The following is a 23,388-nucleotide window of genomic DNA, read 5'->3' as shown; positions in this document are numbered from 1 at the left end:
TACTCATCATTTTTACAAGACTACGCTTCATTATTTTAGCTTTAGTTTGAGTGCGATCGCTCATTCACTGTACTTTGTTGAATATGCGATCGTACTGCCTTAAGATGCTTCCTATTGGGAGGCTTATGACTGACTTTTGGTTTGGATATGCAAATGGGCTAGGTTATAGGTATTGAAACCTGAATAGCATACATGAGAGGTATGAAAACATGAGCGATACTTGGGATTATGATTTGGAATATGAGCAATTCTTGAGATTGGCATTTGGGATTGAACAACGTAAAATACTTTCTAGATATGATGATCCTGCTGGAGTTGCTGATACTGATAAATTCAGTGCTGATAATCTAGAAGTAGTGAAAGCATCTGTTGCATATGCAATGATGGTTTACCGAAATACCATTCGTAAACAAGCTGAGATACAACAGTCTGACAAGACAAGAATTTCCAACTACGTAATAAAAGTAGTTAATGCTGAATGTCTCATTGATATTTCAGACTTAATAACTGGTTTTAACGAATCTATTGTTAATAGATATTTCAAAATAGAAGATGGTTGTATTGATTTAAAAAACATCTAGCTATTGTGGAGGTCATCTTACCAATCCACGTTATAAAATTTAAATGTATAGGAGTTTATTTTTTAAAATTTGTAGATTTTTATATCAAATTAAGTCAATATAGGAACTGTTATATTGAGTTTATATTCAATTTTGACAAAAGCCTTAGTCATCTCACTCAATATGGTTGCCTGATCCTTAGATATTTCTGGCTTTTTTGTGCTTCCATGTCCAGCTAGAGGAGTAGTGTTTCTTGAATCGTAAACATTAAGTATGTAGTTCAGAATTTCATCTGGTAGCTTTGAATCTTTACGATAACGGTCAAAAAAGCTTTTCAGAGTGTTTTCCTGAACTGTTGCGATGTTAATAATATCTTTAGCGAGTGTTTCAAAAATTGATGCACTTGTATGTAAAACACCCGCAAAATCTTCTCTTTTAAGTGCATCCTCCATACGTCTGACAAGAATGCGAATGTTAGGATGTTCCCTTTCCTCTTGATCAGACATATCATCTAATGGAGTAAGGCAGACGTTAATTTTATCAACTATTCTTTCAAAATAGAAAGATAATCCGTCCTTTACAAGTAGGTCATTAATTTCCTCTACAGTGAAATACCCTTCTTCAATTAAAAAGCCTAGAAATTCAACTATCTCAGTCGTTTTAAACCGCCTTAATAGTAGTTCAAACTCTCCATTATGCCAAGCATATTCATGCGGTTCATACCCATCATCCATCATAAGTTCAAGTACGTAGATTGGAAGACCGATGAGGCTACGAGCCTTGTTGATAAGCTGGTTTTGTACTATTATTGTCAACTCACCTTTTATTTGTTGTGAAAGTAACCGAGTTATATGAACTCTAAGTTCAGTCGAAACTACTTCATACTCTAGTTCATCAACTTGATTCTGTTTTAAATATAATGTGTACTTCACTTGCTTTCACTTTATTGAATAATTTATAGCTTTTACTACGCTCAATTGACTTTCGCTAAACTTATCACAATGTTTCTTCTCAAGTTTTATGATATTGCTGAATTTACTCAAACAAGAAATTGTTAATCAACGCCTCCGCGCTTACCCTGGCTAAAATCATATTCAGTTTCCATACTTAAAAATCTTCATCATCAACGAAAAATTCTGCGTCTTCTTCTAAACGGGAGTTACCAGAATCAGCAAGATTCCAGAGGGGTTGTAGAATAGCTACACCAACCAATCCCACACCAGCACTAAACGCCAGCACTATACCGACTGGGATTTTAATTGATTGGAATGTTAAGAATTTTAACGATACTGGCTCGAAATTTTGGACGGAAAGAATAGCGATCGCTATTACCCAAATCGCTACAATTAAAGATATCAACAAATTAGCAAAGCTTTTCATAAAAAATATAACCATAGATAGATGCAGATGTACACTAAATATCTCAGTGTGCATCTGCGGTCTAAAGTTCTATGCTAACTTAGCGATCGCACTTTCCATTTCTTGGGCGAGTTGGCTAAGTTTTTCAGGCGAGTTGGTTTCCAAATAAACGCGTACCAGTGGTTCAGTACCAGAGGGACGCAGCAATATCCAGCTACCTTCTTCGAGATACAGCTTAATCCCATCCTTGCGTCCGACTTCTTTGACTTTAATCCCAGCTACCTCGGAAGGAGGATTTTTAGTAAAGGAGTCAATGACGGCGACTTTGTGGGCTTCTGTTAAGTGTAAGTCCAGGCGGTTGTTGTAAAGTGGCCCATCAGCTTCTGCGATCGCTTCTTTGACTAATTGACTCAAAGGTTTACCTTCGTAGGCGATCGCCTCAGCAATCAGCATATCAGCTAAAACGCCATCTTTTTCGGGAATATGCCCAATAATACTCAAACCGCCTGATTCTTCACCACCAATCAGGACGGCAGTTTCCCGCATTTTTTCCCCAATGTATTTAAATCCTACAGCTGTCTCATAAAGTGGTAAGCCGTGTTTAGCCGCAAAGTTATCTAATAGGTGAGTTGTCGCCACTGTACGGACGATCGCACCAGTTTTACCTTTGTTTTTGATTAAATGTCTTGCTAACACTAACAGCACCGTGTTAGGGGTGAGGACTTCGCCTTGTTCATCCACAATACCAAAGCGATCGCTATCTCCATCTGTCGCCAAACCCAAATCTGCATGATCTCGACGAACGGCTTCTACTAATTCAACTAGCTGTTCTCCCTTGGGTTCTGGCATTCCACCGCCAAACAGCACATCACGCCAATCGTGGAAACTTTCTAATTGTGTGCCACTTTGTTGCAAGATTTCATCTAAATAGCCACGGGATGTAGAATATAACGCATCATACTTGACTTTTAGCTGTGCGCTCTTAATTCGTTCCACATCCAGCAATGTATAGATAAATTGGAGATAGTCTGGCTTGGGATCGAAAATAGAAATAGAACCTGATGGGTTGTCACCGGGTAACTCATCCGATGAACTTTCTATATTTGCCACAATAGTATCAGTAATTTCTGGAGTGGCAGGGCCAGCATAGTCAGGGATATATTTAATCCCACAGTAAGGTGCTGGATTATGACTAGCCGTAAACATCAATGCCCCAGCCGAATTCAGGTGACGGGCATTATAGGCAATTACTGGTGTGGGGCAATCCCGATCAGTGATTTTGACATTCCATCCTAAGTCAGCTAAGACTTGGGCAGATGCCTGGGCAAACTCGTCAGCTAAAAAGCGCGTATCGTAAGCAATCAGAACTGGTCTATCTTTTGTATAGGCTGTTTCCAAATAACTAGCGATCGCTCTTGTTACCTTCCGTACATTGGGAAAAGTGAAATCATCGGCGATAATACCTCGCCATCCATCAGTGCCAAATTTTATCTTGCTAGAATTGCTACCACTCATGTTTGCCACTTTCTCCCATATCTTGTGAACTCTATTAGGAAGCTTCCCGCAAAGCGTGCGTAGCTGCAAGCGTCTTCCACCGTATTATTTCTCACTGCTATTGAGCAATGTCAACCCCCGAACGACTTTTTGTTAGTTATCACCTCTGGTCTTTAGTTGCCCCAGCTATAGGGCAAGAACGTTGGCACTGCCAGATGAGACGGGGGTTTATCAAAGCGCGTCAAAATGAACCACAGGTTAAAGCACTATTGGCAAATGCTACTCCACCTCAGCGAATTGGGTTGCTGGCACAAAAAGGTGTTTATGAGTTTCATCATAATCGACATCTGTTGACGCGATCGGATGGAGTAGAGCAAGTTGCACAATTATTAAAATTAAATAACTCGGCTGTACAAGTGCAACAGCGAGTGCTACAAATTCTGAAAAAATATTATGAAGCACCGTTACTTTTAGGGAAACGGATTCTCCAACTAACTCGCGGTGACGAAGGTTTTCCCAAACCAATTTTCATTGAACAGGAAAATTATCGCTTCCGTTTATATGCAGCAATGGACTGCGTTTTTATTGAATCAGATGCTCAAACTTTACATATTGTAGATTTTAAAACTGGCAAATCTCATTTTGATAAAAGACAAGCATTAGTTTATTTATTAGCTGCTAGTTATCTTTATCCTGGTAGGGAAGCTGTCGCCTCATTTTATAATCTAGAACTTCGTCAAGCGTCAGAACTAATTCAACTTAAAAATAATGAATTAGAATCTTTAAAAATTGAGTTAGTGAAAATTGCTCAAAAACATCAATTAGACATCCAAAAATACCAGGAATCTGTTCAGAGTTTCAGCGAAATATTTCCCCCAAATCCAGGGAATCACTGCCGCTTTTGTCCCTTTCAATCTATTTGTGATTTTGCAAGTCAACCATCACACATTACAGGGGAATTAAAAATAGCATACGGAAAAACCAAAACCGTACAATATCCTAAATTGAAAACTTGATCAAGAAGTAGTATTGTAAATGTAAAATGTCCCTACATTTAGCCTATCAAAGTCCGGGGATATTTTACTGGGGGAATACTTGATATATAAGACTCATATTTGATTTTTGAATAGATACCTCGTGGGGTGTGTTAGCAACAGCGTAACGCACCCCCCAAAGCTTTCAGTGCGTTACGGCTTACGCCTCCTAACACACCCTACATATACTGAGATTTTTCGAGAAATCAAACCTGATTCTTGTATCAAGTATTCCTGTTGCTCTGATGACAGTTATCTGAAATTTACGTTATCGCTCATTAGATTTATCAATGTCTAATTCCTCACGACGAAGAGTATCTTGAGCTTCAACGTTGTCCTGTTCAACTACTTTCTTAACTTTCACTTCCTCTCGCAAAACTGCTTCCTTGTGAATATCAGGGTTTTCTTCATAAATACCCATGCGAGTAACTTCGCCTTCACGGAAGTCAGGTTCAGCAGAAGATACAGTTCTAGCACCCCCTTCTGGAGTAGTGCGTTCAATCACTACGCGTTCTTTTTCAACTGGTACAGAAACTCTTGCTGTTTCACTTGCTACGTGCTTACCAACAGATACTTCTCCTGTTTTCACACGAGATTTATTGGCCACTAAACGTTCTTCGTATAGTTTCAGGTTTTGGTGATCCTGCTCATTCATATCGTAAAGATTTGGCTCATGTTCATACCTATATGTATTACGATCATGAGCAACTGACGATTGGCGATCGCTAGATACTGGAGGAGCATTTACAGGTGTTGATGTTTCTAAAGGTGTTTGTGCTAATGGAGTACGATAAACTCCACGCACCCGTTCCTCATAGTTGTAATCAATCTGCTCCAAATCATTAAAATCTGGTAAATTTTCTACTTGCTCCTTCGTCAGTCCCTTAGCATATACACACCGATTATTGTAGTCAATTCTGGAACGCCCAATTGGTAACAATACTTGTCTACCAAAGAACCAAAAACCTGTATCAACTACTAAATAGCGGAAACGACCTGAATCATCTAGTAAAATGTATTTGACAGTGCCAACTTTATCATTATTGATGTCCGAATAAACATCAAAATTTTTGATGTCATAGTTATCAAGATCAGCATCTCGATAGTTGGCAGCAAACTCTTCAAGTTTGTATAAAGCCATTTTTTATTCCTCCAAATGCTATACTTACAATGCTAAAAATTTATTTTTTTATGCCGTATTCCTGAAGAGAGATTTAATAACGAATCGTTTCAAGTCAACTTTGAATGTTACTTAGACTCTAAACTATTTTTTAAGTTACTATCTAAGTTGTCTATTTCACAGAAAGCAAGTGAGCTGCTGACATTAACAGTCAGCTAGCTCTAAATATACTCTTAACCAAAAACTATGTACTGAACTAATGAATTTCGCATTTATTGAACGTTTTGGTTGTTAATAGGAGCGCGGACAATATACTGATTTACAGGTAAATTATCTGCAAGTGGTTCTATTTTATTTTGAGCGGCCAAAGTTTGATAAACTAAACCGGCAATTTCCCCTCTAGTTGCAGGTTTAGTGGGATTAAGAACATTGGAATTTGGATAGTTGACCACTATATTTTCCTTGGTGGCTGCTACTACGCTTCCAGTAGCATATTGTGGAATCTCATTAGCATCGGTGTAAGTTTTATTAAGAATCAATGATGCAGGATCTTTAAGATTCGCCGCCTGTTCCTCAGTTGTTGAAGGAGTCGCAACATTAGCTGGAGCAGCCTGGGCTTGTGGTACTAATAAAGGCTGCATCAAACTAGTAATTGCTAATGGTAAGAAAATAGGTCTTTTTGTGACTCTGCGTGTGCTTTGTGGAGGAACTATCCTTTGTGGTGTAACAGTAGGTTCAGTAGCTGCTGATGTACCAGCAGTTAAATTTAAACCTTTATCCAAGGCAACTATAGCCTCAACCTTAGAAACGGGTTGATTGGGACGAAAATAACCGCCAGGTAAGCCCGACATAAATCCTTGTTGATAGGCTTCTTCAATGGGACGAACAGCCCAATAGTTAGCAGGAATATCTTTATATACAGCACCACTTTCGATCTGACGAATTGGTGGCTGATCAAAAGCTTTACGAATGATAGCGGCAAACTCATCCCGTTGCACTGGTTGTTCTGGTCGAAATGTACCATCAGGATACCCAACCACAATATTTCTTGCAGCCAAACCCCGAATAAATGGCTGCGCCCAGTAACTAGATTGAACGTCACTAAAGGTAGTTACAGGGGAAGGTTGGGCATAAGTTTCTAATGCACCAACTGCAAGCACTGTCAAATTTAGAGCTAGTAAAGATATACCTGCTGATGCTAACTCCATTAAGCGAGTCATTATGTATACCTCCTAATTTTTTAAAATTTATTGTTCTAATAATTCCATTATTATTAATAAATAGAGGCTTTTTTATAGACTCATGCTTTTCACAAGACAAATTACTACCAAAGTGTGAGACTACCTTATTTCTTTAGGTGTAAATAACCCATTCTTGTAAAGGATAAATCTTACTTTCTTTATCTTTGTTCTCTATGGAATGCTGGCTTTGAGCTTGCTTAACCAGAAGTTAAGCGTAGCGTCTGTCTACAACACGCTACGCCAAAATTTTGAATTGTGAATTGCGATTACATCTTACCGTGCTGCATTACTTCTTGCAGATGACGACGGATTTCTTGTGCTTGCTCAATTTCTGATTGACGCAACTTTTGAAATAAATCTACGCAAGGTTGGGAGTTAACAGCTTTTGCATCTTTGATATAAGTTTCATACGCTCTCACTGCTTCGGCCTTGTTATGTAATACGGTAAGAAAGTCATATTCTAAGTTGCTAATAGGTTCTTGAGAATGTCCGTTACCTTGAGTCATTAATTTACCCTCCTGTTAGGCTTTTCATTAATTTCTACTCATCTTTACGGAGTTATTCATCCACCCAAAAGCGTAGAAAAAAGTACAAGGATTGCTGAGGCGATCGCTTTTGGTGATGGTACAAAGCGATCGCCTTTTTACAACTCAGGTATATCAGCAGATTTAGTCAGAATAAACAAACTACCATCGCCGCCACGTCCAATTCTTAAGGTTTCATCTAAATAAGTAATGTCAAGGGTGGCAATTCTACCTTGAGGATTATTAGCTGGAACAACCTTAAATGGATTGAGTAGTGGTGTATCAATCCCCAAAATTTTCTCAATCGCTAAATAACGTTTGTCAAAATAGACATTGATACGTTTATTCGGTACTGGTGATACATCTTCAATAGCAGGTTCAAAACTAGCTGTCACTTTTACATATCCTGATAGTAGCCCCAGTGAATGTTTGACAAAAGCTAAGTTAAAAAATTGTTTATTGGTAATATCAATTGCTTGGTAAACTTTACCTACCTGTAATCCTAATGGTAAGGAAGCTAAAGCACGTATTTCTCTAGCAGTCGAGTATTTTAATAGCCAAGCTCCCTCTAGCAAAGCAGTAGCAGAGACAAGAGGATGAGGATGAGGGTTGCAGTTTTCTAATTCCGCCGTCAATTGTGCAATTTCTGCAACTAAGGTTTTGTTTAGCTGCAAATTGGTAATAGGATATCCGTCATTTTTGCTTTGGATATCCTTCAGCTTGGTTTGTAATTGTTCCTTTAATAAAATTTGGTTATTCAAGGTTTAATTATCTTCCTTCATGGTGCTTATAGCTTTTATTAAGCCCTATCTCGTTACAGGATGGGATTAAATTTTTGAGGAAAGTGACTTATTATGAGAAGGAATGTAATCGTCTCAATGACTTGCTAATATCTAGAGATAGCCAGTTTAGAACATAATTGATCCGAAACCAAACTAAAATAAATCAAATTGCACTGTCCTAGGGAGTTTCCAGTTGTGCAGCCGGATTTGATAGGGTTGGAAATTAGCAAGGGTGAACTGAGACGGTTGAGTGGGGTATCTCCCGATACAGTTCTACGACCTGTCATAATCGCAGATCGCGAACAGCGATTAAAATTTTGGAAAAGGGAGATACTAAAATCCCTGGAGTTAGCCTTAATTATTATTGCCTGGATTTATGGCTTAATTATTCTTTTAACTGGTTCTGCGATTACTTGGGGAATCATTCTGCTGATTGTAGTACCGATCGCGGTGTTATTGGGGCGATCGCTCTGGCGGTGGTTCAAAACTCCTAAAACCCTGAGAAAACTTTTAGATGCAGTTGATCAATATCACTCTTTGATTGTGGCGGTGGATGTCAATGATCAGTTGGCAGTCTCAGGAGAATTAGATGATAGCCTCAATGATAGAGATAAGGTTATCACTGCTCTACAACTGCTGCGCGAAGATTTAGTCCGGGCTTTAACAAGCGATCGCCTTTTGCGGGATAATAAAACACTGCTTGCAGATAATCAAGACTTATCTGTCAATAATTTCACCAATATCCAAGCTTTACAAGCCAACACTGAGGCTAGCGAATACACCCTAATTTTCAATCAAGCATTGCAGATTGCCTTGGATGTGCAAGCACAAAGAACAGGTGACAGGTGACAGGTGACAGGTGATAGGTGACAGGGAGCAGGGGAAGAAAAACTAATGACTAATTTTGAATTCCATGAGTAACAAACCCAAAATAATCGTCTTAGATGATGATCCTACCGGTTCTCAAACAGTCCATAGCTGTTTGCTGCTAATGCGTTGGGATGTGGAAACTTTACGTCTGGGGTTACGGGATGATTCGCCGATTTTCTTTGTCCTGACAAATACTCGATCCTTACCTCCAGAGTCAGCTACATCGGTAACAAAGGAAGTATGTCAAAACTTAAAGGTGGCTTTAGCGGCTGAGGGTGTGACTGATTTTCTGGTGGTGAGTCGTTCTGATTCCACCTTGCGGGGACATTATCCCATTGAAACAGATGCGATCGCCCAAGAACTAGGTTCATTCGACGCACATTTTCTTGTACCAGCTTTCTTTGTTGGTGAAACACCTCTGACAGAAGGGGGACGCATTACCCGTGACAGTCTGCATTACCTCATTATCGATGGTGTACCTACCCCCGTTCACGAAACTGAGTTTGCCCGTGATTCAGTTTTCGGCTACCATCACAGCTACTTACCGAAGTATGTCGCAGAAAAAACCAAAGGACGCATTCCAGAATCAGCAGTAGAAAGGTTTGTACTGGCTGATATTCGTGCTGGGAGCTTAGAACGCTTACTTAAACTCACAGGTAATCAGTGCTGTGTCGTCGATGGTGAAACTCAAGCGAATCTCAATCGCTTTGCTGTAGATATATTAGCCGCCGCCAGTCAAGGTAAACGCTTTCTATTCCGTAGTGCAGCCAGTATCTTAACAGCTTTAGCGGATTTACCTCCCCAACCCATCGCCGCCGAAAACATGGCTGAGTACGTGCGTGAAGGTAAACCCGGTGCAGTGATTGTAGGTTCTCATGTCAAAAAGACTACGCAGCAACTAGAATCGTTGTTAAAAGTAGCGGGAACTGTGGGAATTGAGGTAAATGTATCACGGTTACTAGATGAACAAACAGACGCAGCTGCTACACTCCTCAGTGAGATTCTCGATACAATACATCAATTACACAATTCAGGTAAAACCCCAGTAGTTTATACCAGTCGTCAGGAACTCACATTTGCTAATGTCACCACCCGATTACAATTTGGGATTAAAGTTTCCCAATTATTAATGGATATTGTCCAAGGCTTACCCTCTGATATTGGCTTTCTGATTAGCAAAGGTGGGATTACTTCCAATGATGTCTTGAGTACAGGCTTGGAATTAAGATCAGCCCGATTACTAGGTCAAATTTTAGCAGGGTGTTCAATGGTAATTACCCCAGCCGATCATCCCCAGTTTCCCAACTTACCAGTAGTTCTATTTCCCGGTAATGTAGGAAATGCTGACGCTTTGGGGACAGTTTACAAAAGATTAACTAAAAATACTTAAGTAAAAACGTTGCTGTATTTTGCAACTAGTCTAATATTGGTAGTTATACCATTTCCTACGGAGGTGTAAGCCTAGCAGTAGGGTATTACGAATTACCGGGTGTATTTGTTTAATTTTGGCTGAAGCTGCATGAGTTCTGATTCTCCTATCCCCAATTTAGAGCAAAATTCTGCACTATCTGATGCAGAATTTACTGCCAAGAGTACCGCTCATAATGTAAATGCTGCCAATTTGCAGGAAGAATCTAATTCCATTATTCCTGATGCCGAGCTAGATTCTGTGCTTCTCTATCTCAAGTCCAATTCTGGTGATGGCGAACATCAGGCTGCAAGCCTAGATGAACAGCCAAATTCTACTCCTAGTGATGTAGAATCAAGTGCTGCCAAAACAGAAAATGTCGAGTCTAATTTAGATTTATTGAATCTTGATGGTACTGATTTCGTCGAGAATCAAGTCAAAAATGATATTCAAGTCCACTTCAAGACGGAAGAGGGGAGACTGTTAGTAATTTTACCGACAGAATTACAAGTACCTGCCACAGAGTTTGCTTGGTCTGATATTTGGCAGCAATTAAAATTTCGCTTGATGGCAGGCGATCGCCTGCGTACACCAAATACAGACGTGCATCTAATTGCACATGATCGCCTGTTGGATACGAGACAACTACAACAACTCGCTGAAACCTTTGGTGAGGTGCAACTGCAACTCAAGTCTGTAGCAACTAGTCGGCGACAAACAGCGATCGCAGCAGTCACATCGGGTTATTCTGTAGAACAATTACAGCCAGAAACTATCCTCTCTTCAGAACCGAAAGCAACTGCTACACCCCAAGCTGATGCCCTATATCTGGAAATGACAATCCGTTCTGGGATGGAAATTCGTCACCCCGGTACAGTAATTTTATTGGGAGATATCAATCCTGGTGGTATGGTATTGGCAGATGGAGATATCATCGTCTGGGGTCGTCTCCGGGGTATTGCCCATGCTGGGGCATCTGGCAATAGTGAGTGTCTAATTATGGCACTGCATATGGAACCAACCCAGCTGCGAATTGCTGATGCTGTAGCTAGGTCGCCGGAAAAATTACCGACGCAATTTTTTCCAGAAGTGGCACACATCACCTCTAGAGGAATTCGCATCGTCAGAGCTAATGATTTTTCCAGAAACCTTTTAAATAGGATCAATCAAGCACCATAAATACATTTAATATAATTCTTTAACCCTCATCCAGCACACTTGTATCATGACTCGTATCATTGTCATTACCTCCGGTAAAGGAGGTGTGGGTAAAACTACAGTTTCGGCAAATCTGGGCATGGCTATAGCCAAAATGGGTCGTCAAGTTGCCCTAGTAGATGCAGATTTTGGTCTACGAAATTTGGATTTGCTGTTAGGTCTAGAAAACCGCATTGTCTACACAGCAGTAGAAGTTCTGTCTAGAGATTGCCGTTTAGAACAAGCATTAGTCAAAGATAAGCGTCAACCAAACCTGGTACTTTTACCAGCAGCCCAAAACCGTACCAAAGATGCTGTCACACCAGAACAGATGAAGTTATTGGTGAATGCACTGGCGCAAAAGTATCAATATGTGGTCATTGATAGTCCGGCTGGGATTGAAAATGGTTTTAAAAATGCGATCGCTCCAGCCAAAGAAGCCCTCATTGTCACCACACCAGAAATTTCTGCTGTGCGCGATGCTGACCGCGTAGTTGGGTTATTAGAAGCTCAAGGTATTAAACGCGTTCACCTGATCATCAACCGCATCAGACCAGCAATGGTCAGGGCAAATGATATGATGTCCGTGCAGGATGTCCAAGAACTGCTAGCGATACCCTTAATTGGAGTGATCCCTGATGATGAGCGTGTGATTGTCTCCACCAATCGCGGCGAACCTTTAGTATTAGGGGATACCCCCTCCCTAGCTGCTGTAGCCTTTGAGAACATTGCTCGGAGATTGGAAGGAGAAACAGTCGAATTTCTCGACCTTGACGCACCTCCAGAGAACATATTCAGTCGTCTACGAAAGTTGTTACGTACTAAAATCGTTTAACTAATTCTCCAGTCTCCGCACACCTACAAGCAATGATCCTCGAATTAATAGATAAGCTGTTTTCCCGCACTCCTGATACCAGTCGCTCTCAAGTCAAACGCCGTCTGCAATTGGTAATCGCCCACGATCGCGCTGATTTAGATCCTCAAACTCTAGAAAAAATGCGGCAAGAAATTTTAGAAATAGTCTGTCGTTATGTAGAAGTAGATACAGATGCCCTAGAATTTGCCCTCGAAAGCAATCAACGCACCACAGCTTTAATTGCTAATTTACCCATCCGGCGAGTTAAAGAAGCTATACCCGAATTGGAAAGGAGTGAAACGCCTTAGATGAGTAATGAGTAGTGAGTAGTGAGTAGTGAGTGATGTTAGAGTTAGCCGATCTTTGAACACCCTGCTGAGTTCAGACAGAGTTTCATGGCATCCTTAGTACGATTTATTACATAAGTTTCCAGCCTAGAAATAGAGGCTAGAAAAGATAGATTCCCATCCCATTATTATGTAATTTATTACATTTATATCTACCTGATAAAAATGCTTTTTGAATCAGAACTCAGCACTCAGCACTCATTACTCAGCACTCATTACTCAGAACTCATTACTCAGAACTCATTACTCAGCACTCATTACTCAGCACTCATTACTCAGAACTCATTACTCAGCACTATCTCCTAACGAGATGCAACTTGTGGCCCTGCCCAAATTTCTGTCAGCTTGTCACCAAAAGTTACAGGCTGATCGGCATCTGTAGTAGATCCAGTTTTACCGTCAACAGCTACTTTCACCAAAGGCCAGTTTTCTTCCCCCATTTCCCCAGCACGGAACAGGACATGATCGGGTTCGTTTTTACTCCAGCCTAACAACACAGCAATTTTTTCATGCTCATCTTCATTTTGCGCTGGAGCAACTGTGTTGGTTTGGTTTTTCTGCCGATCCCAAATTACTGCCTGATCTGTAGAATCGCCTGTATTGAAAACCCCTTCAAACCTACGTGCTAAGAAGCGATCGCTTTTTTCTGACCAACTAACAGGCACTAATACCCCTATTTTTCCATCTGTACTAACTTGATCTGCTGATTCTGCCTGCTGGGTATTTACTAGTGGGTCGTGTAAGGTGGTTGTAGAAGCCATCACCCGTAATCTCTTGGTTTCTCTCTCTTCTACAAACAAAACACTAGTAACTTTCGTGTTGTACATTTCGGGTTTAACTTCGATCTGTACTCTGCTATAAACCGCAAACTTACCATCAGGAGATACTACAGGGACACTGCGGTAATGGCGCACGCCAGTCATACCTTTAGAACCAATAGCTTCCTGAGTGCTGACAATCCATTTCCAGGGAATCGGATGAGGACTACCTATGGGATCAGTTGGCAGTTCTGAAGTGTCTTCAGGTTGTGGCTGAGTCACAGGTGTGTCTTCCGCAGCATCCGGTGAAGGTACTGGCAGAGTAGGTAGAGGTTGAACTGCTGCCAATAAGTTATTATCAGACGTCTCCCTCAAGAGAGTAGCAATTTTTTTGGTTCGTTTGGTAGTGACTGATGGTGCAAGTTCTACAGATGCCAATGAATCAACACCAGCACTCTCACTACTAAAATCAGAATATTGTTTAGCTAATAAAGATTCAGAAATATTTTCTGCTGGTAATATTGGCGGCGCAATTGCTAGTGGTGTAATCTCCTGTTCTCTGGTGTTGGAGTCTATGGGGGCTACTGTTAATACTTCAGCTAACTCTGATTCACTAATAGCAGCTTTGTCCTGGGATACGGTGTCAGACTCTCCAGTTTCAGCCGTAATTTTTGCTACTACTTTCGATGGTCTTGCTGAACTAGAGTGACCTGAAGCAGCAACCAACGGAGCAATTAGTATAACAACAACAAAATAATTGAAAAATGGTTGCACTCGGAACCATCCTGACAGCAAGAGGGGTTTAAGCATGGGTGGACTCTCCAGAGGGGCGGTTGCTGTGTAAGGAGCAATATCTATCTGACAAAAAAGCAGGTCTTGATTACAGGTATAACAACAAACTTCAGGGTTTAGCGAATATCAAGACACAATTTCTATAAATTTGGAGATGTTTACTTATATCAAGCTTCATAATTTACTTTTTGTTATTCAAACTAAGGGATTTTCCTGAAACCTTGCCAACAAAAAATACCAGCAGGTTAACTACTAAGCTACTGCTTAAAATCAAATTTTTTTGTCGGCACTTAAGACCAAAAACAGACAAAAGCTATTTTTGCCCAAAGATGAATAAAAATATATGTCGGACTAAAGACATCAATAGCCCAAAGGTAGATCATCTATAAACTAAACTGTTGGGGTTAGGGTAACAACAGAGTTAGCCAGAGAAGGCTATTCTGTTTAACACTTGCTACAACAGTACAGACCCCGATAGCGGTTTGAGTGAAGCGTTACTTCAAAATTAGATAAAGCTGACGCACAACATATAATACTCGAAAAACACAATTAACATCTACCCTAGGGCAGAAATTCTGATTGCGTCTCTCACAATCGCGATAATACTGAGCTTTAGAGCAAAGCAACTACACTTTTTTGAGGCTAAACAGGTCTAATATTTCCTAAGAGCTATTTGGTAGACGTAGCCAAATTGTGAACTCTATTAGCTACAGATGCAGTTAACATCCACTTTTCGGCTAGGAAACTCAATTATAAGTGTATCAAGAAAATTTGGATTTTGTCATGGGTAATACAGTTATTCATGATTGTACACACTTTAGGCTGAACACTTTACTATTGACTAGTGACTATCGCCTAATTCATGAAAATTGTATTTTTTGGGACACCCCAATTTGCTGTTCCCACTCTCGCAAAATTATTGCATCACCCACAATTGCAAGTTTTGGCAGTTGTTACCCAACCAGATAAACGCCGAGAACGAGGCAATAAACTGACACCTTCACCCGTAAAAGTCTTTGCTAGCAACCATAACATCCCGGTATGGCAACCGCAACGAGTCAAAAAAAGTGCTGAAACTTTAACAAAACTCCAGCAACTAGATGCAGATGTGTTTGTTGTAGTTGCCTATGGACAAATTTTGTCGCAGAAAATTTTGGATATGCCAAAATTCGGGTGTGTGAATGTGCATGGCTCGATTCTGCCCCAATATCGGGGTGCTGCACCTATTCAATGGTGTTTATACAATGGTGATCCAGAAACCGGCATCACAACCATGTTAATGGATGCAGGTATGGATACTGGCGCAATGCTACTCAAAGCAACTACACCCATTGGCTTGTTAGATAATGCTGACGATGTAGCCCGCAGGCTATCTGAAATTGGTGGTGATTTATTAATAGAAACCTTATTCAAACTAAAAAGCCAGGAAATTCAACCAATCCCACAAAATGATAGCACAGCAACTTATGCCTCTTTAATTCAAAAACAAGATTATGCCTTAGATTGGTCAAAGAGCGCGATGCAACTGCATAACCAAATCAGAGGATTTTACCCCAATTGCACAGCTACCTTTCGTGACCAAACTCTGAAAATTACAGCTACCCTTTCCCTTGACGTTGCTTACAGAGACGAACTACCACCAGAAATGCAAAAAGTATTTCAAAAATTACCTGATTTAGCGAATATATCGGGATCAGGTAGTCCAGGGGAGATAGTAAGCATCGCCAAAGGAATTGGCGCAGTCGCTCAAACTGGTGAAGGTCTGCTACTGTTACGAGAAGTGCAACTAGCTGGCAAACGTCCCCAATCAGGATGGGATTTCGTTAATGGTACGCGCTTAACTGTAGGAGAAGTATTAGGTAATGGCAGTTAGGATGTGTGGAGTTAAAGGAGATTTACAGGTGATCATCGCCTAGATTGCGATCGGCACTCACAACTCACTGTTCATAAAAACGGCAAGATTCGCAAGGTCCATCAGGATTTACGGCACAGCGAATAATTTCTGAATTGGCATTATATCTACAGGTAGCATCCCCAACTACCCAACGCCCTGCTATGAGAGTTTTTTCTGTTGGTCTTTGAGCAGACTGTACATAGAGGGCAATATTATGCAAGCGATAACGTCCTGATTTTAATTGATATCTATGGCGGCGTTCTAAAACTGCGTAGGTTTTACCTTCCAAGTCGAGATAGTTTCCGGGTTGAGGTGTCCAGTCTAGTTGGACTTTACCGAGAGAACAACGTGGATGGGTCAGAATGACCTCAGTTGGTAAAGAGTCTGGCTCCATAAGTTTATGTGATGTGATTTACATGATAAAAATAGTATCGCAGCAGCCTACCCGGAGTTACTTGATTCAGATTATAGTTAGCGGCGGCCTACATTTCTTCTCAGGTTGGGTCTAGCGATCGCAACTAATCCAACGACTCAATGGGTTATACCGTCAAGGCAAGTGTGAAATATTGACTGTAGACTTTCAGTTGGAAAAGCAGAGTTAGTTGTTCACAATGCAGAATCTTATCAGGAACTTTTAGATGCTGCTGAGTTAGTAGCAATTATCAAGGGGATTAAACTTGCTTTGGAACAGATACCGGCAGAGAAAGGGAAAAAGCAGAAGATTTTTTTTATAAACTCTTTGATAAATTAGACAGTTACCAATGAATCTACTATAGTAGCTTTACTGAGAATTAAGGGTCAGTAACTTACCCAAATGTATTGAATAGTCACACTTAATTATTTCACAAATAATTAAGTACAATTTCGGTTTTTAATTTAACCAAAAATTATATATTTTATCTTTATGTAGCTCAATAAAGCTGCATCAAACACAAAGAATAAATACAAAAGACAAAACTATTTTCGCTCATTGAAATTTGGCTCGATTGTCAGTCCTTGAGTATTTTGATCATATAAATTTTAAGCCTGTCAACGACTACAAATTTTCCTGGACTATATAGCACGATATTTATTTTGATATCGCGCCCTAAAAGCCTTGTTTAAAAGTCAGAAATTGATTGTTTATTAATTAAATAAACGCGGTGCTATGCCTACTTTAACTACCAATGAACTGAAGTCCGAAATTTGGCAGTTGTTGCGAGAATATCAACTATCTCGCTCAGAAACTGTTCGCAATCAACTGGTAAAACTCAATTTTGGTCTGGTGAGAAAAGAAGCTCACTACTGGATAAATCAATGCCATGAAAACTATGATGATTTAGTTCAGGTTGGTTGCTTGGGTTTAATTCGAGCGATTGAAAGATTTGAACTGACCAAAGGTCATGCTTTTAGTTCCTTTGCCATTCCCTATATTCGGGGTGAAATCCAACACTATCTTCGAGATAAAGGTGTGACAGTCAGGATTCCTAGACGCTACTTAGCACTGCAACAACGGGCAATAGGGGTTTCTCGTTCTTTGCGAGTCAAATACAATCGCCAACCTACTGACTCGGAATTAGCAGCAGCACTAGAAATTTCTCCCAACGAATGGCAAGAAATCAAATTAGCTTGGGTAAACCGTGCGCCTTTGAGTTTAGATGTTCCAGTACAAGATGGTGAAGAAGGATCTACTAGTCTGGGAGAGTTAGTTCCAGATCACCACTACCGCAGTTTTCAACTAGCACAAGAAGATCAGATTCGCTTACAACAAGCATTATTTCAGTTAGAACAACGCACCCGTGAAGTCTTAGAGTGTGTCTTTCTACAAGATTTGACACAAAAACAAGTAGCAGAACACTTGGGGATTAGCGTAGTTACTGTTTCTCGCAGGGTCAAGAAAGGATTGGATTTGTTAAAACATCTGATGTGTACGGCAGAAGATTAAGTTCTCATCAAGTCAACAGTATTTATCCTGAGATTTTAGTGCTAAAAATAACTCCTAAAATGTAAAAAATTAGGTTATAAAGAGAACAACACTTTGCTAGAAATATCAGCAGAGTGGGTTTCGATCAATCATTTCCTATAGCGGTTGAGAACGGCTAATGGGCAGAACATCAAAAATCGTAATTGCAGCTATTCTGACTGTAGCGATCGCTGGATGCGCTTCAGAAGATACACAACAAGCTGTTAATCCTATCCCCAGTGCAACACCTGTTGCCAAATCACCAGCAGCAGCGCAATCTTTTAATAATCCTGTAGTGTCTGGTCAGCAAACAACAAAGCCGACAGGGGCAGCCTCCAACTTAATTCAACCTACCAATGCTACAGAACGGATAATTTTAGTTTCCAAAGGGCGGATTGACCCATTTGCCCAAATTGTCGGGCAACCAGTCCCCGAAATGTCACAAACTATCACCGCTAAACCAGTTCCTTCTTTACCCCCTTTACCCAATGCGACTAAACCGCAGAAGGGAAATACCAGCACCAATAAAACTACTTCGACTCAAAACAATTTAGCGCGGGTAGCAAAGCCACCTAGCTTAACTCCTGTCTTACCTAAAGTTTTACCGCAGGTAGTTCCTAATCCCACCTTAGTTTCAGTTTTACCGCCGCCAGCACAGCCTGATTTAGCAAAAGCTGTGATGGTGACAGGGGTTGTCATTATTGGTAAAGCACCCCAAGCAATTATCAAAATACCCAATGAATTAACAAGTCGTTATGTGGAAGCGGGACAACGACTGGCAAATGGTGTTTTGGTGAAACGAATTGAAATGAATGAAGGTTCTAATCCGATTGTAATTCTGGAACAATACGGTATAGAGGTTGCCAGAACGGTAGGTGAAGTACCAACAGGTACAACACCTGCGACAACAAATTCTGTTTCTGTGACAACACCTACCTCAAATACTGATAGTGTTGGAGTTTCATAAGGATGGAGACTAAAGAAAAAATTGAGTTTGCTGGTTTACCATTAGCAGTATATCGAGAGTTAGCAGCCCATCTGTGTCAAGTTGCAGGGGTAGAGGTGGATTTAATCCCCCAGACTTCTCAGCAGTTTGACTACCATCAAAGTCAAATTGCTGGCTTGTATATTTCTTGGACAGCAAACTCTAATGTTGAGAGTCGGCAACGTGTGCAGCAAATATTGGCTTACTACCAAAAACAGTATAGTATTTGACGTTTTGAGTAAATCTTGAAGTCTAGCTATATTTGGTATTGATCAGGATGAGTGGAATCTACTCTATCCTGATGTTGTGTTGGGTGGGAGTTGCCTGAACCCAACTTAAATTATTTATAAGAAAGTATCACTATCTGAATCAAAAAATTACATTACAGTGATGCAATTACAGATTGCTGAGGTAAACTTGCTAGCAATATAATGCAAAAAATTTCTCAGATGCTCTTCGGTCTGGGCATCACTTACAATGGAACACTGGCAATTTCTGATTCAGAAACAGGGCGATCGCTCCTGGCAATCTCTAGAATCGCCAAGCACAGAGATTCTTGAAGGTCGGTATAGGGTTTTGGCTCTGTCACAACTTCCTCATACGGATATAGAAGTACGCGTCATTCACTTTTCCCACCAGGAAACACCACCAAAACGACGCATTCAGAAGCGGTTACGTCGTACTAACTCGGACGGCTTAATGGCGGTTATTCCTTTTACCTACCTCAAACCGGGGATTTGGGAGTTGCGCTGTTCCGGGGATTTGATGTCGGATATGTTAGGACAATCCTGGCAATATGGTGTTTATTTACAAGTATTATCCCAGGAAGTACACGAGCGGGGTGTTTATACAGAGCCGGGATCATTTCATGATCCATCTGAGAGTAGTTTGGTATCTCATGAGTTTACAGAACTAGCTATTGCTCCCCAGAGTCAAATTTTAGCTACATCTCTAGATCAAGAAGCATTGATAGATGAACCTGCTAACCCAGTTTGGGTGAAAGGTGAAACAGCCGAGCAGATTTTACAAAATTTAATTGATTTAGCTTTACCCACCTCTGACCCCTTGATCGCAGAGGAAAAAGTTGAGGAATCTCCACCACAAAAGTCACAATGTCCTCTAGTTTTGACCTTAGATCGGGAAACTTATATTACTCGTTGGGGACACGTACTCACCATTCACGGGAATGTGGAGTTACAAGCAAATAACCAGGTAGATGAAAATTTAAAGCCAGAAAATTTCTATGATTTGGAGTTGAAGATTGAATTGCGATCGCCTCAAAGCTTGGAAGTTTTGACCCAGATACGGCAATCTTTAGGAGATCAAGCACTACCTTTTACTCTCCGTTCTGCAATTGATATTCCGGCTGAGTGTGAATCAAAGCTAATTTTGGCAGATATTAATTTGTATGGCTCTGTCTCGAATGCTGGGGAAGTAACACTGTTAGCGAGCCAGTCCTTCACAATTACAGCAGATGTCACACAATTGTTGGCAGTTACGACAACAACCCAATCTAGTTATGAAACTAGCACCCCACCCATATCAACGGTTGAACCATCAATAAGCCTTGATTTGGAATTATTCAATTTGGTGAAAACTCCTTCAACTGCGCCATCTCAGCTAACCTATCTAGTTCCAAATATCTCCCTACCAGGATCAATGGAACTGCTATCAATCAAGAAACCTGTTGATTCTCGTGGGTTACAATTACCGAAATTGCCTGAGAATCAAACTGATGCGATTACTTTAGATAGGGCGCAGCCCATTGCTAGTCAGCACACAATAGCAGAAGCTAATCTAGAAACCCCTGTGATCACACAGGATGAAATTACAGTTCCCATGACTCCTGCTCCCATTAACTTGGAGCAATTGGTGATTAAAAATCGGCGATCGCGGATGCTGGGCAGTAGTTTTCCCTACCTAAAACGCCTACAACCAGCTGCTACTGAAACTGAAGCAGTGAATAGCGAAATTACCGAGACTTTAAATATTCAATCTGCTGAGATATTACCAGAAATAGATTTACAAATAGCGGAAAATACTGAAGAATATGAGAATGATCAGGCTCAATTTACGGATGATTTCCTAGGCGAATCGGAAGTTATCCCAACTCCAGAATTAATCCCTGCTGCTAACCCTGAACAAGAAACTCTGGCAACCTCGGAATCAAGTGATGATTTAGTCCAGGAAACTCCTAATTTACCACCTTCCTACTCATCGCCTCTGATCAGAAAATGGATGCAGAGCCAAGGCTATACCTTGCCTGAAGCCACAGAAATGCAATATTCAGACCCAGAGGTGTTAGAGCATCAGATCACAGTTGAGAAACTACCTGTGCCTACTGTGAGTGATGAAGCTACAACGTTGGAAGTGAGTGGAGATGTAGCAACAGCAATCACAGAGACTGATACTTTTGGTGATGAGGCTACAACTTTGGCAGTAAGGGCAGATGTAGCCGCAGCTATTACAGAAACAGAGGCTTTAGGAGTAGAGGAGATAGAAAATCAAGAATATGAACCAGAATCCACGACAACAATTTCTGCACCACAACTATCACCTGCGGAGGAAATCGAGACAACTCTAGCTTGGTTAGCCCAAGAAATTGTTGTAGATGATATATTTACTGAGGAAGAGGTGGATTTAAGCAAAAGCTATGTTTCTCAAGTAGAGAATCCATCAATGACCAGTTTATCTATTTTTACGTCCCTGAGTGAAGAACCCATCGAACCTTTGCCAATTCCTCAACTGCACGTACCTGAAGGTGAACTGATTGCTGGTAATTCTATCAGGGTGCGCGTGGAACTACCTAAAGTGCCACCACAGGTTGTGGCTAAGTTATGGGTGGAAGATTGTCAAACGCGCTGGTTGCTAGATGGCCCTCACTTGCTGACAGAATTATTACCTAATTCCTCCGGGGGAATGGAAGTGATGATTCCCTTGAATATTCCTTTTGGCTGCTTAGAAATTCGCATAGAGGCGATCGCGTTAAACAGGGCTACTCAACAAGAAAGTCACAAAGTTACCGTATTTCGGACTGTAATTCCTCCAGACTTGCCAAATTTACAACTAGACGAATTATTTGGTCTTTGATCACTCCCTGAATGAATCTGTGTTAAAAATCTTGAGAATTTAAAAAAATCGGGTTGAATTTGCAGTAAGCTCGTCTTGAATTGTAGTGTAACTTAACAGGAATCTTTACTATGGCAGCTTCATTTTTGCCCTCTATCTTTGTTCCTCTGACTGGTTTAGTTTTTCCAGCAGTAGCAATGGCGTTCATGATGTTATACATTGAACGCGATGATATTGGTTAATTAACTTGATTGGTTGACTAATCAATAATTAAAAAACCGCCTGTCTTTTTGAGATAGGCGGCTTTTTGATGACAATTTTTAAACAAGTGCTAGATCAATTGGTTCAATTTCCAATTACATCGAAGAACCGATTCCAGCGTAGGCCCCATAAAAGAAAATACCTACAACAGTGATTACACCTAAACCTGCGATCGTAGCGACGACCCACAGGGGAATTCTCCCAGTTCCAGCAGACACAGATTTTCCTCCTCTCTTAATAAAAAATCAACACAGGTTCAATAAACCCAGATTCAAAACCAGAGTTCCAGTTAGTTAAAGAAGTAACTGGAAAACAGAATCCCTAGAACGAAAATTAGTAGTAGTCCCAGGTACAGAGAAGTCCGGTTCAGTTCTACCGGCTGATTATTAGGGTTGGGCGTTTTTTCCATGATTTACCGTTGAATAAATTGCATTGAGGCGATCGCGCCCAAAAAGAATACGGTAGGCACAGCTAATGTATGCACTGCAAGCCATCTAACCGTAAAAATAGGATAGGTAACTGGTTGGTTGATGTTATTGCCGCTAGTCATGATTTCAAACTAATTTCCAATAAGTTGTTCAACTTGCTTTTTCGCGTCAAAACGATTGTTCACGATTGGCACTTCTTGCCGTGCTTGCGTGAAATACTCATTAGGGCGAGGAGTGCCAAACACATCATAAGCCAGCCCGGTGCTGACAAATAGCCAACCGGCAATAAATAATGCTGGAATGGTGATGCTGTGGATTACCCAGTAACGAATACTGGTAACAATATCGGAAAACGGACGTTCTCCAGTAGTCCCTGACATTTAGATACCCACCTTTACAAAAATGTTATTGAGTTTATTATCCTACAAAGTTTAGAAAGAGTTACAAGTTGCAACTAGCTTCTCATA

Annotated in this window: 27 protein-coding genes; 14 read left to right on the top strand and 13 right to left on the bottom strand. The window is 40.6% G+C overall.

Annotated features, from left to right (window positions below; all coding sequences use genetic code 11):
- Positions 1–209: 209 nt before the first annotated feature.
- Entirely contained in the window at positions 210–581 is a 372-nt protein-coding gene (locus ACM0OR_RS01295) for a hypothetical protein (RefSeq protein WP_414574693.1), read from the top strand.
- An 89-nt stretch (positions 582–670) separates the two neighbouring features.
- Here ACM0OR_RS01295 and ACM0OR_RS01290 read toward each other — a convergent pair whose 3' ends face one another.
- The 3 genes from ACM0OR_RS01290 to ACM0OR_RS01280 all read right to left on the bottom strand — a co-directional run bounded on the left by ACM0OR_RS01290 (position 671) and on the right by ACM0OR_RS01280 (position 3,434).
- A complete protein-coding gene (locus ACM0OR_RS01290) occupies positions 671–1,492 on the bottom strand; it encodes a hypothetical protein (RefSeq protein ID WP_414574692.1) in 822 nt (273 codons plus the stop codon).
- A gap of 175 nt (positions 1,493–1,667) precedes the next feature.
- Positions 1,668–1,940, bottom strand: coding sequence for a DUF1049 domain-containing protein (locus ACM0OR_RS01285; protein WP_414574691.1), 273 nt, complete (start codon positions 1,938–1,940; stop codon positions 1,668–1,670).
- A gap of 69 nt (positions 1,941–2,009) precedes the next feature.
- Positions 2,010–3,434, bottom strand: a complete 1,425-nt coding sequence (locus tag ACM0OR_RS01280; protein ID WP_414574690.1) for a phosphoglucomutase/phosphomannomutase family protein — start codon at positions 3,432–3,434, stop codon at positions 2,010–2,012.
- Positions 3,435–3,541: 107 nt separating this feature from the next.
- Here ACM0OR_RS01280 and ACM0OR_RS01275 point away from each other — a divergent pair, with 107 nt between their 5' ends.
- Positions 3,542–4,429: a PD-(D/E)XK nuclease family protein gene (locus tag ACM0OR_RS01275; RefSeq protein ID WP_414574689.1), complete on the top strand. Its 888-nt coding sequence runs from the start codon at positions 3,542–3,544 to the stop codon at positions 4,427–4,429.
- Between the two features lie 286 nt (positions 4,430–4,715).
- Here the strand turns inward: ACM0OR_RS01275 and ACM0OR_RS01270 are convergent, their stop codons facing one another.
- From ACM0OR_RS01270 to ACM0OR_RS01255, 4 genes are all read right to left on the bottom strand, one after another.
- The gene (locus tag ACM0OR_RS01270) at positions 4,716–5,588 is read right to left on the bottom strand and encodes a DUF2382 domain-containing protein (protein ID WP_414574688.1); all 873 of its coding nucleotides are present in this window, start codon (positions 5,586–5,588) and stop codon (positions 4,716–4,718) included.
- Positions 5,589–5,839: 251 nt separating this feature from the next.
- Complete coding sequence (locus tag ACM0OR_RS01265) at positions 5,840–6,787, bottom strand: S-layer homology domain-containing protein (RefSeq protein ID WP_414574687.1); 948 nt, start codon at positions 6,785–6,787, stop codon at positions 5,840–5,842.
- Positions 6,788–7,074: 287 nt separating this feature from the next.
- The gene (locus ACM0OR_RS01260; protein ID WP_414574686.1) at positions 7,075–7,314 is read right to left on the bottom strand and encodes a hypothetical protein; all 240 of its coding nucleotides are present in this window, start codon (positions 7,312–7,314) and stop codon (positions 7,075–7,077) included.
- A gap of 137 nt (positions 7,315–7,451) precedes the next feature.
- Positions 7,452–8,093, bottom strand: coding sequence for a PAP/fibrillin family protein (locus ACM0OR_RS01255; protein ID WP_414574685.1), 642 nt, complete (start codon positions 8,091–8,093; stop codon positions 7,452–7,454).
- Between the two features lie 216 nt (positions 8,094–8,309).
- On the opposite strand from ACM0OR_RS01255, the gene ACM0OR_RS01250 reads away from it, so the two are divergent.
- The 6 genes from ACM0OR_RS01250 (at position 8,310) to ACM0OR_RS01225 (ending at position 13,098) form a co-directional block, all read left to right on the top strand.
- A complete protein-coding gene (locus ACM0OR_RS01250; RefSeq protein ID WP_414574684.1) occupies positions 8,310–8,963 on the top strand; it encodes a hypothetical protein in 654 nt (217 codons plus the stop codon).
- A 64-nt stretch (positions 8,964–9,027) separates the two neighbouring features.
- Complete coding sequence (locus ACM0OR_RS01245) at positions 9,028–10,374, top strand: four-carbon acid sugar kinase family protein (RefSeq protein ID WP_414574683.1); 1,347 nt, start codon at positions 9,028–9,030, stop codon at positions 10,372–10,374.
- 129 nt (positions 10,375–10,503) lie between these two features.
- Positions 10,504–11,571: a septum site-determining protein MinC gene (gene minC, locus ACM0OR_RS01240; RefSeq protein WP_414574682.1), complete on the top strand. Its 1,068-nt coding sequence runs from the start codon at positions 10,504–10,506 to the stop codon at positions 11,569–11,571.
- A gap of 46 nt (positions 11,572–11,617) precedes the next feature.
- Positions 11,618–12,424, top strand: a complete 807-nt coding sequence (minD, locus tag ACM0OR_RS01235) for a septum site-determining protein MinD (RefSeq protein WP_190702347.1) — start codon at positions 11,618–11,620, stop codon at positions 12,422–12,424.
- A 32-nt stretch (positions 12,425–12,456) separates the two neighbouring features.
- The gene (gene minE / locus ACM0OR_RS01230) at positions 12,457–12,753 is read left to right on the top strand and encodes a cell division topological specificity factor MinE (protein WP_323268856.1); all 297 of its coding nucleotides are present in this window, start codon (positions 12,457–12,459) and stop codon (positions 12,751–12,753) included.
- A 204-nt stretch (positions 12,754–12,957) separates the two neighbouring features.
- Positions 12,958–13,098, top strand: coding sequence for a hypothetical protein (locus tag ACM0OR_RS01225; RefSeq protein WP_414574681.1), 141 nt, complete (start codon positions 12,958–12,960; stop codon positions 13,096–13,098).
- Here the strand turns inward: ACM0OR_RS01225 and ACM0OR_RS01220 are convergent.
- Positions 13,095–14,360, bottom strand: coding sequence for a hypothetical protein (locus ACM0OR_RS01220; RefSeq protein WP_323268855.1), 1,266 nt, complete (start codon positions 14,358–14,360; stop codon positions 13,095–13,097). The genes ACM0OR_RS01225 and ACM0OR_RS01220 overlap by 4 nt on opposite strands.
- Before the next feature lie 844 nt (positions 14,361–15,204).
- On the opposite strand from ACM0OR_RS01220, the gene fmt reads away from it, so the two are divergent.
- The gene (gene fmt, locus ACM0OR_RS01215) at positions 15,205–16,215 is read left to right on the top strand and encodes a methionyl-tRNA formyltransferase (RefSeq protein WP_323268854.1); all 1,011 of its coding nucleotides are present in this window, start codon (positions 15,205–15,207) and stop codon (positions 16,213–16,215) included.
- A gap of 64 nt (positions 16,216–16,279) precedes the next feature.
- On the opposite strand, the gene ACM0OR_RS01210 is transcribed toward fmt, so the two are convergent.
- Positions 16,280–16,630, bottom strand: coding sequence for a DUF6464 family protein (locus ACM0OR_RS01210; RefSeq protein WP_190702318.1), 351 nt, complete (start codon positions 16,628–16,630; stop codon positions 16,280–16,282).
- A gap of 753 nt (positions 16,631–17,383) precedes the next feature.
- Between ACM0OR_RS01210 and ACM0OR_RS01205 the strand changes: the two genes are divergently transcribed.
- From ACM0OR_RS01205 to psaI, 5 genes are all read left to right on the top strand, one after another.
- Positions 17,384–18,160, top strand: a complete 777-nt coding sequence (locus ACM0OR_RS01205) for an RNA polymerase sigma factor SigF (RefSeq protein ID WP_190702315.1) — start codon at positions 17,384–17,386, stop codon at positions 18,158–18,160.
- A 157-nt stretch (positions 18,161–18,317) separates the two neighbouring features.
- On the top strand, positions 18,318–19,145 hold the full coding sequence (locus ACM0OR_RS01200) for a hypothetical protein (protein ID WP_323268853.1): 828 nt from the start codon (positions 18,318–18,320) through the stop codon (positions 19,143–19,145).
- Positions 19,146–19,147: 2 nt separating this feature from the next.
- Complete coding sequence (locus ACM0OR_RS01195; protein ID WP_414574680.1) at positions 19,148–19,393, top strand: hypothetical protein; 246 nt, start codon at positions 19,148–19,150, stop codon at positions 19,391–19,393.
- Positions 19,394–19,640: 247 nt separating this feature from the next.
- Complete coding sequence (locus tag ACM0OR_RS01190) at positions 19,641–22,253, top strand: hypothetical protein (RefSeq protein WP_414574679.1); 2,613 nt, start codon at positions 19,641–19,643, stop codon at positions 22,251–22,253.
- A 110-nt stretch (positions 22,254–22,363) separates the two neighbouring features.
- Positions 22,364–22,474, top strand: a complete 111-nt coding sequence (gene psaI / locus ACM0OR_RS01185) for a photosystem I reaction center subunit VIII (protein WP_323268850.1) — start codon at positions 22,364–22,366, stop codon at positions 22,472–22,474.
- 114 nt (positions 22,475–22,588) lie between these two features.
- Here psaI and ACM0OR_RS01180 read toward each other — a convergent pair whose 3' ends face one another.
- The 4 genes from ACM0OR_RS01180 to psbE form a co-directional block, all read right to left on the bottom strand.
- Positions 22,589–22,711 (bottom strand): photosystem II reaction center protein J, encoded by a 123-nt coding sequence (locus ACM0OR_RS01180; RefSeq protein WP_015139786.1) that lies wholly within the window; start codon positions 22,709–22,711, stop codon positions 22,589–22,591.
- 71 nt (positions 22,712–22,782) lie between these two features.
- Positions 22,783–22,902 carry a photosystem II reaction center protein L gene (locus ACM0OR_RS01175; RefSeq protein WP_214438853.1) on the bottom strand — a complete coding sequence of 40 codons (120 nt, stop codon included), beginning with the start codon at positions 22,900–22,902 and terminating at the stop codon, positions 22,783–22,785.
- A gap of 3 nt (positions 22,903–22,905) precedes the next feature.
- A complete protein-coding gene (gene psbF, locus ACM0OR_RS01170; protein WP_011318656.1) occupies positions 22,906–23,043 on the bottom strand; it encodes a cytochrome b559 subunit beta in 138 nt (45 codons plus the stop codon).
- 9 nt (positions 23,044–23,052) lie between these two features.
- Entirely contained in the window at positions 23,053–23,301 is a 249-nt protein-coding gene (gene psbE / locus ACM0OR_RS01165; RefSeq protein ID WP_190702302.1) for a cytochrome b559 subunit alpha, read from the bottom strand.
- Positions 23,302–23,388: the final 87 nt, after the last annotated feature.

The organism is Anabaena sp. CCY 9402-a (genome assembly GCF_963920945.1).
GTDB classification, from domain to species: Bacteria; Cyanobacteriota; Cyanobacteriia; order Cyanobacteriales; family Nostocaceae; genus Trichormus; species Trichormus minutissimus.
This window is presented reverse-complemented; position numbering and strand designations above follow the sequence as displayed.

Coding starts and splice junctions, on each gene's coding strand:
- ACM0OR_RS01270 (WP_414574688.1), bottom strand. CDS start 5,588: ATGGCTTTATACAAACTTGAAGAGTTTGCTGCCAACTATCGAGATGCT.
- ACM0OR_RS01295 (WP_414574693.1), top strand. CDS start 210: ATGAGCGATACTTGGGATTATGATTTGGAATATGAGCAATTCTTGAGA.
- ACM0OR_RS01220 (WP_323268855.1), bottom strand. CDS start 14,360: ATGCTTAAACCCCTCTTGCTGTCAGGATGGTTCCGAGTGCAACCATTT.
- ACM0OR_RS01285 (WP_414574691.1), bottom strand. CDS start 1,940: ATGAAAAGCTTTGCTAATTTGTTGATATCTTTAATTGTAGCGATTTGG.
- ACM0OR_RS01205 (WP_190702315.1), top strand. CDS start 17,384: ATGCCTACTTTAACTACCAATGAACTGAAGTCCGAAATTTGGCAGTTG.
- ACM0OR_RS01210 (WP_190702318.1), bottom strand. CDS start 16,630: ATGGAGCCAGACTCTTTACCAACTGAGGTCATTCTGACCCATCCACGT.
- minE (WP_323268856.1), top strand. CDS start 12,457: ATGATCCTCGAATTAATAGATAAGCTGTTTTCCCGCACTCCTGATACC.
- ACM0OR_RS01260 (WP_414574686.1), bottom strand. CDS start 7,314: ATGACTCAAGGTAACGGACATTCTCAAGAACCTATTAGCAACTTAGAA.
- ACM0OR_RS01265 (WP_414574687.1), bottom strand. CDS start 6,787: ATGACTCGCTTAATGGAGTTAGCATCAGCAGGTATATCTTTACTAGCT.
- psaI (WP_323268850.1), top strand. CDS start 22,364: ATGGCAGCTTCATTTTTGCCCTCTATCTTTGTTCCTCTGACTGGTTTA.
- fmt (WP_323268854.1), top strand. CDS start 15,205: ATGAAAATTGTATTTTTTGGGACACCCCAATTTGCTGTTCCCACTCTC.
- minD (WP_190702347.1), top strand. CDS start 11,618: ATGACTCGTATCATTGTCATTACCTCCGGTAAAGGAGGTGTGGGTAAA.
- ACM0OR_RS01195 (WP_414574680.1), top strand. CDS start 19,148: ATGGAGACTAAAGAAAAAATTGAGTTTGCTGGTTTACCATTAGCAGTA.
- ACM0OR_RS01245 (WP_414574683.1), top strand. CDS start 9,028: ATGAGTAACAAACCCAAAATAATCGTCTTAGATGATGATCCTACCGGT.
- ACM0OR_RS01190 (WP_414574679.1), top strand. CDS start 19,641: ATGGAACACTGGCAATTTCTGATTCAGAAACAGGGCGATCGCTCCTGG.
- psbE (WP_190702302.1), bottom strand. CDS start 23,301: ATGTCAGGGACTACTGGAGAACGTCCGTTTTCCGATATTGTTACCAGT.
- ACM0OR_RS01275 (WP_414574689.1), top strand. CDS start 3,542: ATGTCAACCCCCGAACGACTTTTTGTTAGTTATCACCTCTGGTCTTTA.
- ACM0OR_RS01175 (WP_214438853.1), bottom strand. CDS start 22,902: ATGGAAAAAACGCCCAACCCTAATAATCAGCCGGTAGAACTGAACCGG.
- ACM0OR_RS01200 (WP_323268853.1), top strand. CDS start 18,318: ATGGGCAGAACATCAAAAATCGTAATTGCAGCTATTCTGACTGTAGCG.
- ACM0OR_RS01225 (WP_414574681.1), top strand. CDS start 12,958: ATGCTTTTTGAATCAGAACTCAGCACTCAGCACTCATTACTCAGCACT.
- minC (WP_414574682.1), top strand. CDS start 10,504: ATGAGTTCTGATTCTCCTATCCCCAATTTAGAGCAAAATTCTGCACTA.
- psbF (WP_011318656.1), bottom strand. CDS start 23,043: ATGACTAGCGGCAATAACATCAACCAACCAGTTACCTATCCTATTTTT.
- ACM0OR_RS01280 (WP_414574690.1), bottom strand. CDS start 3,434: ATGAGTGGTAGCAATTCTAGCAAGATAAAATTTGGCACTGATGGATGG.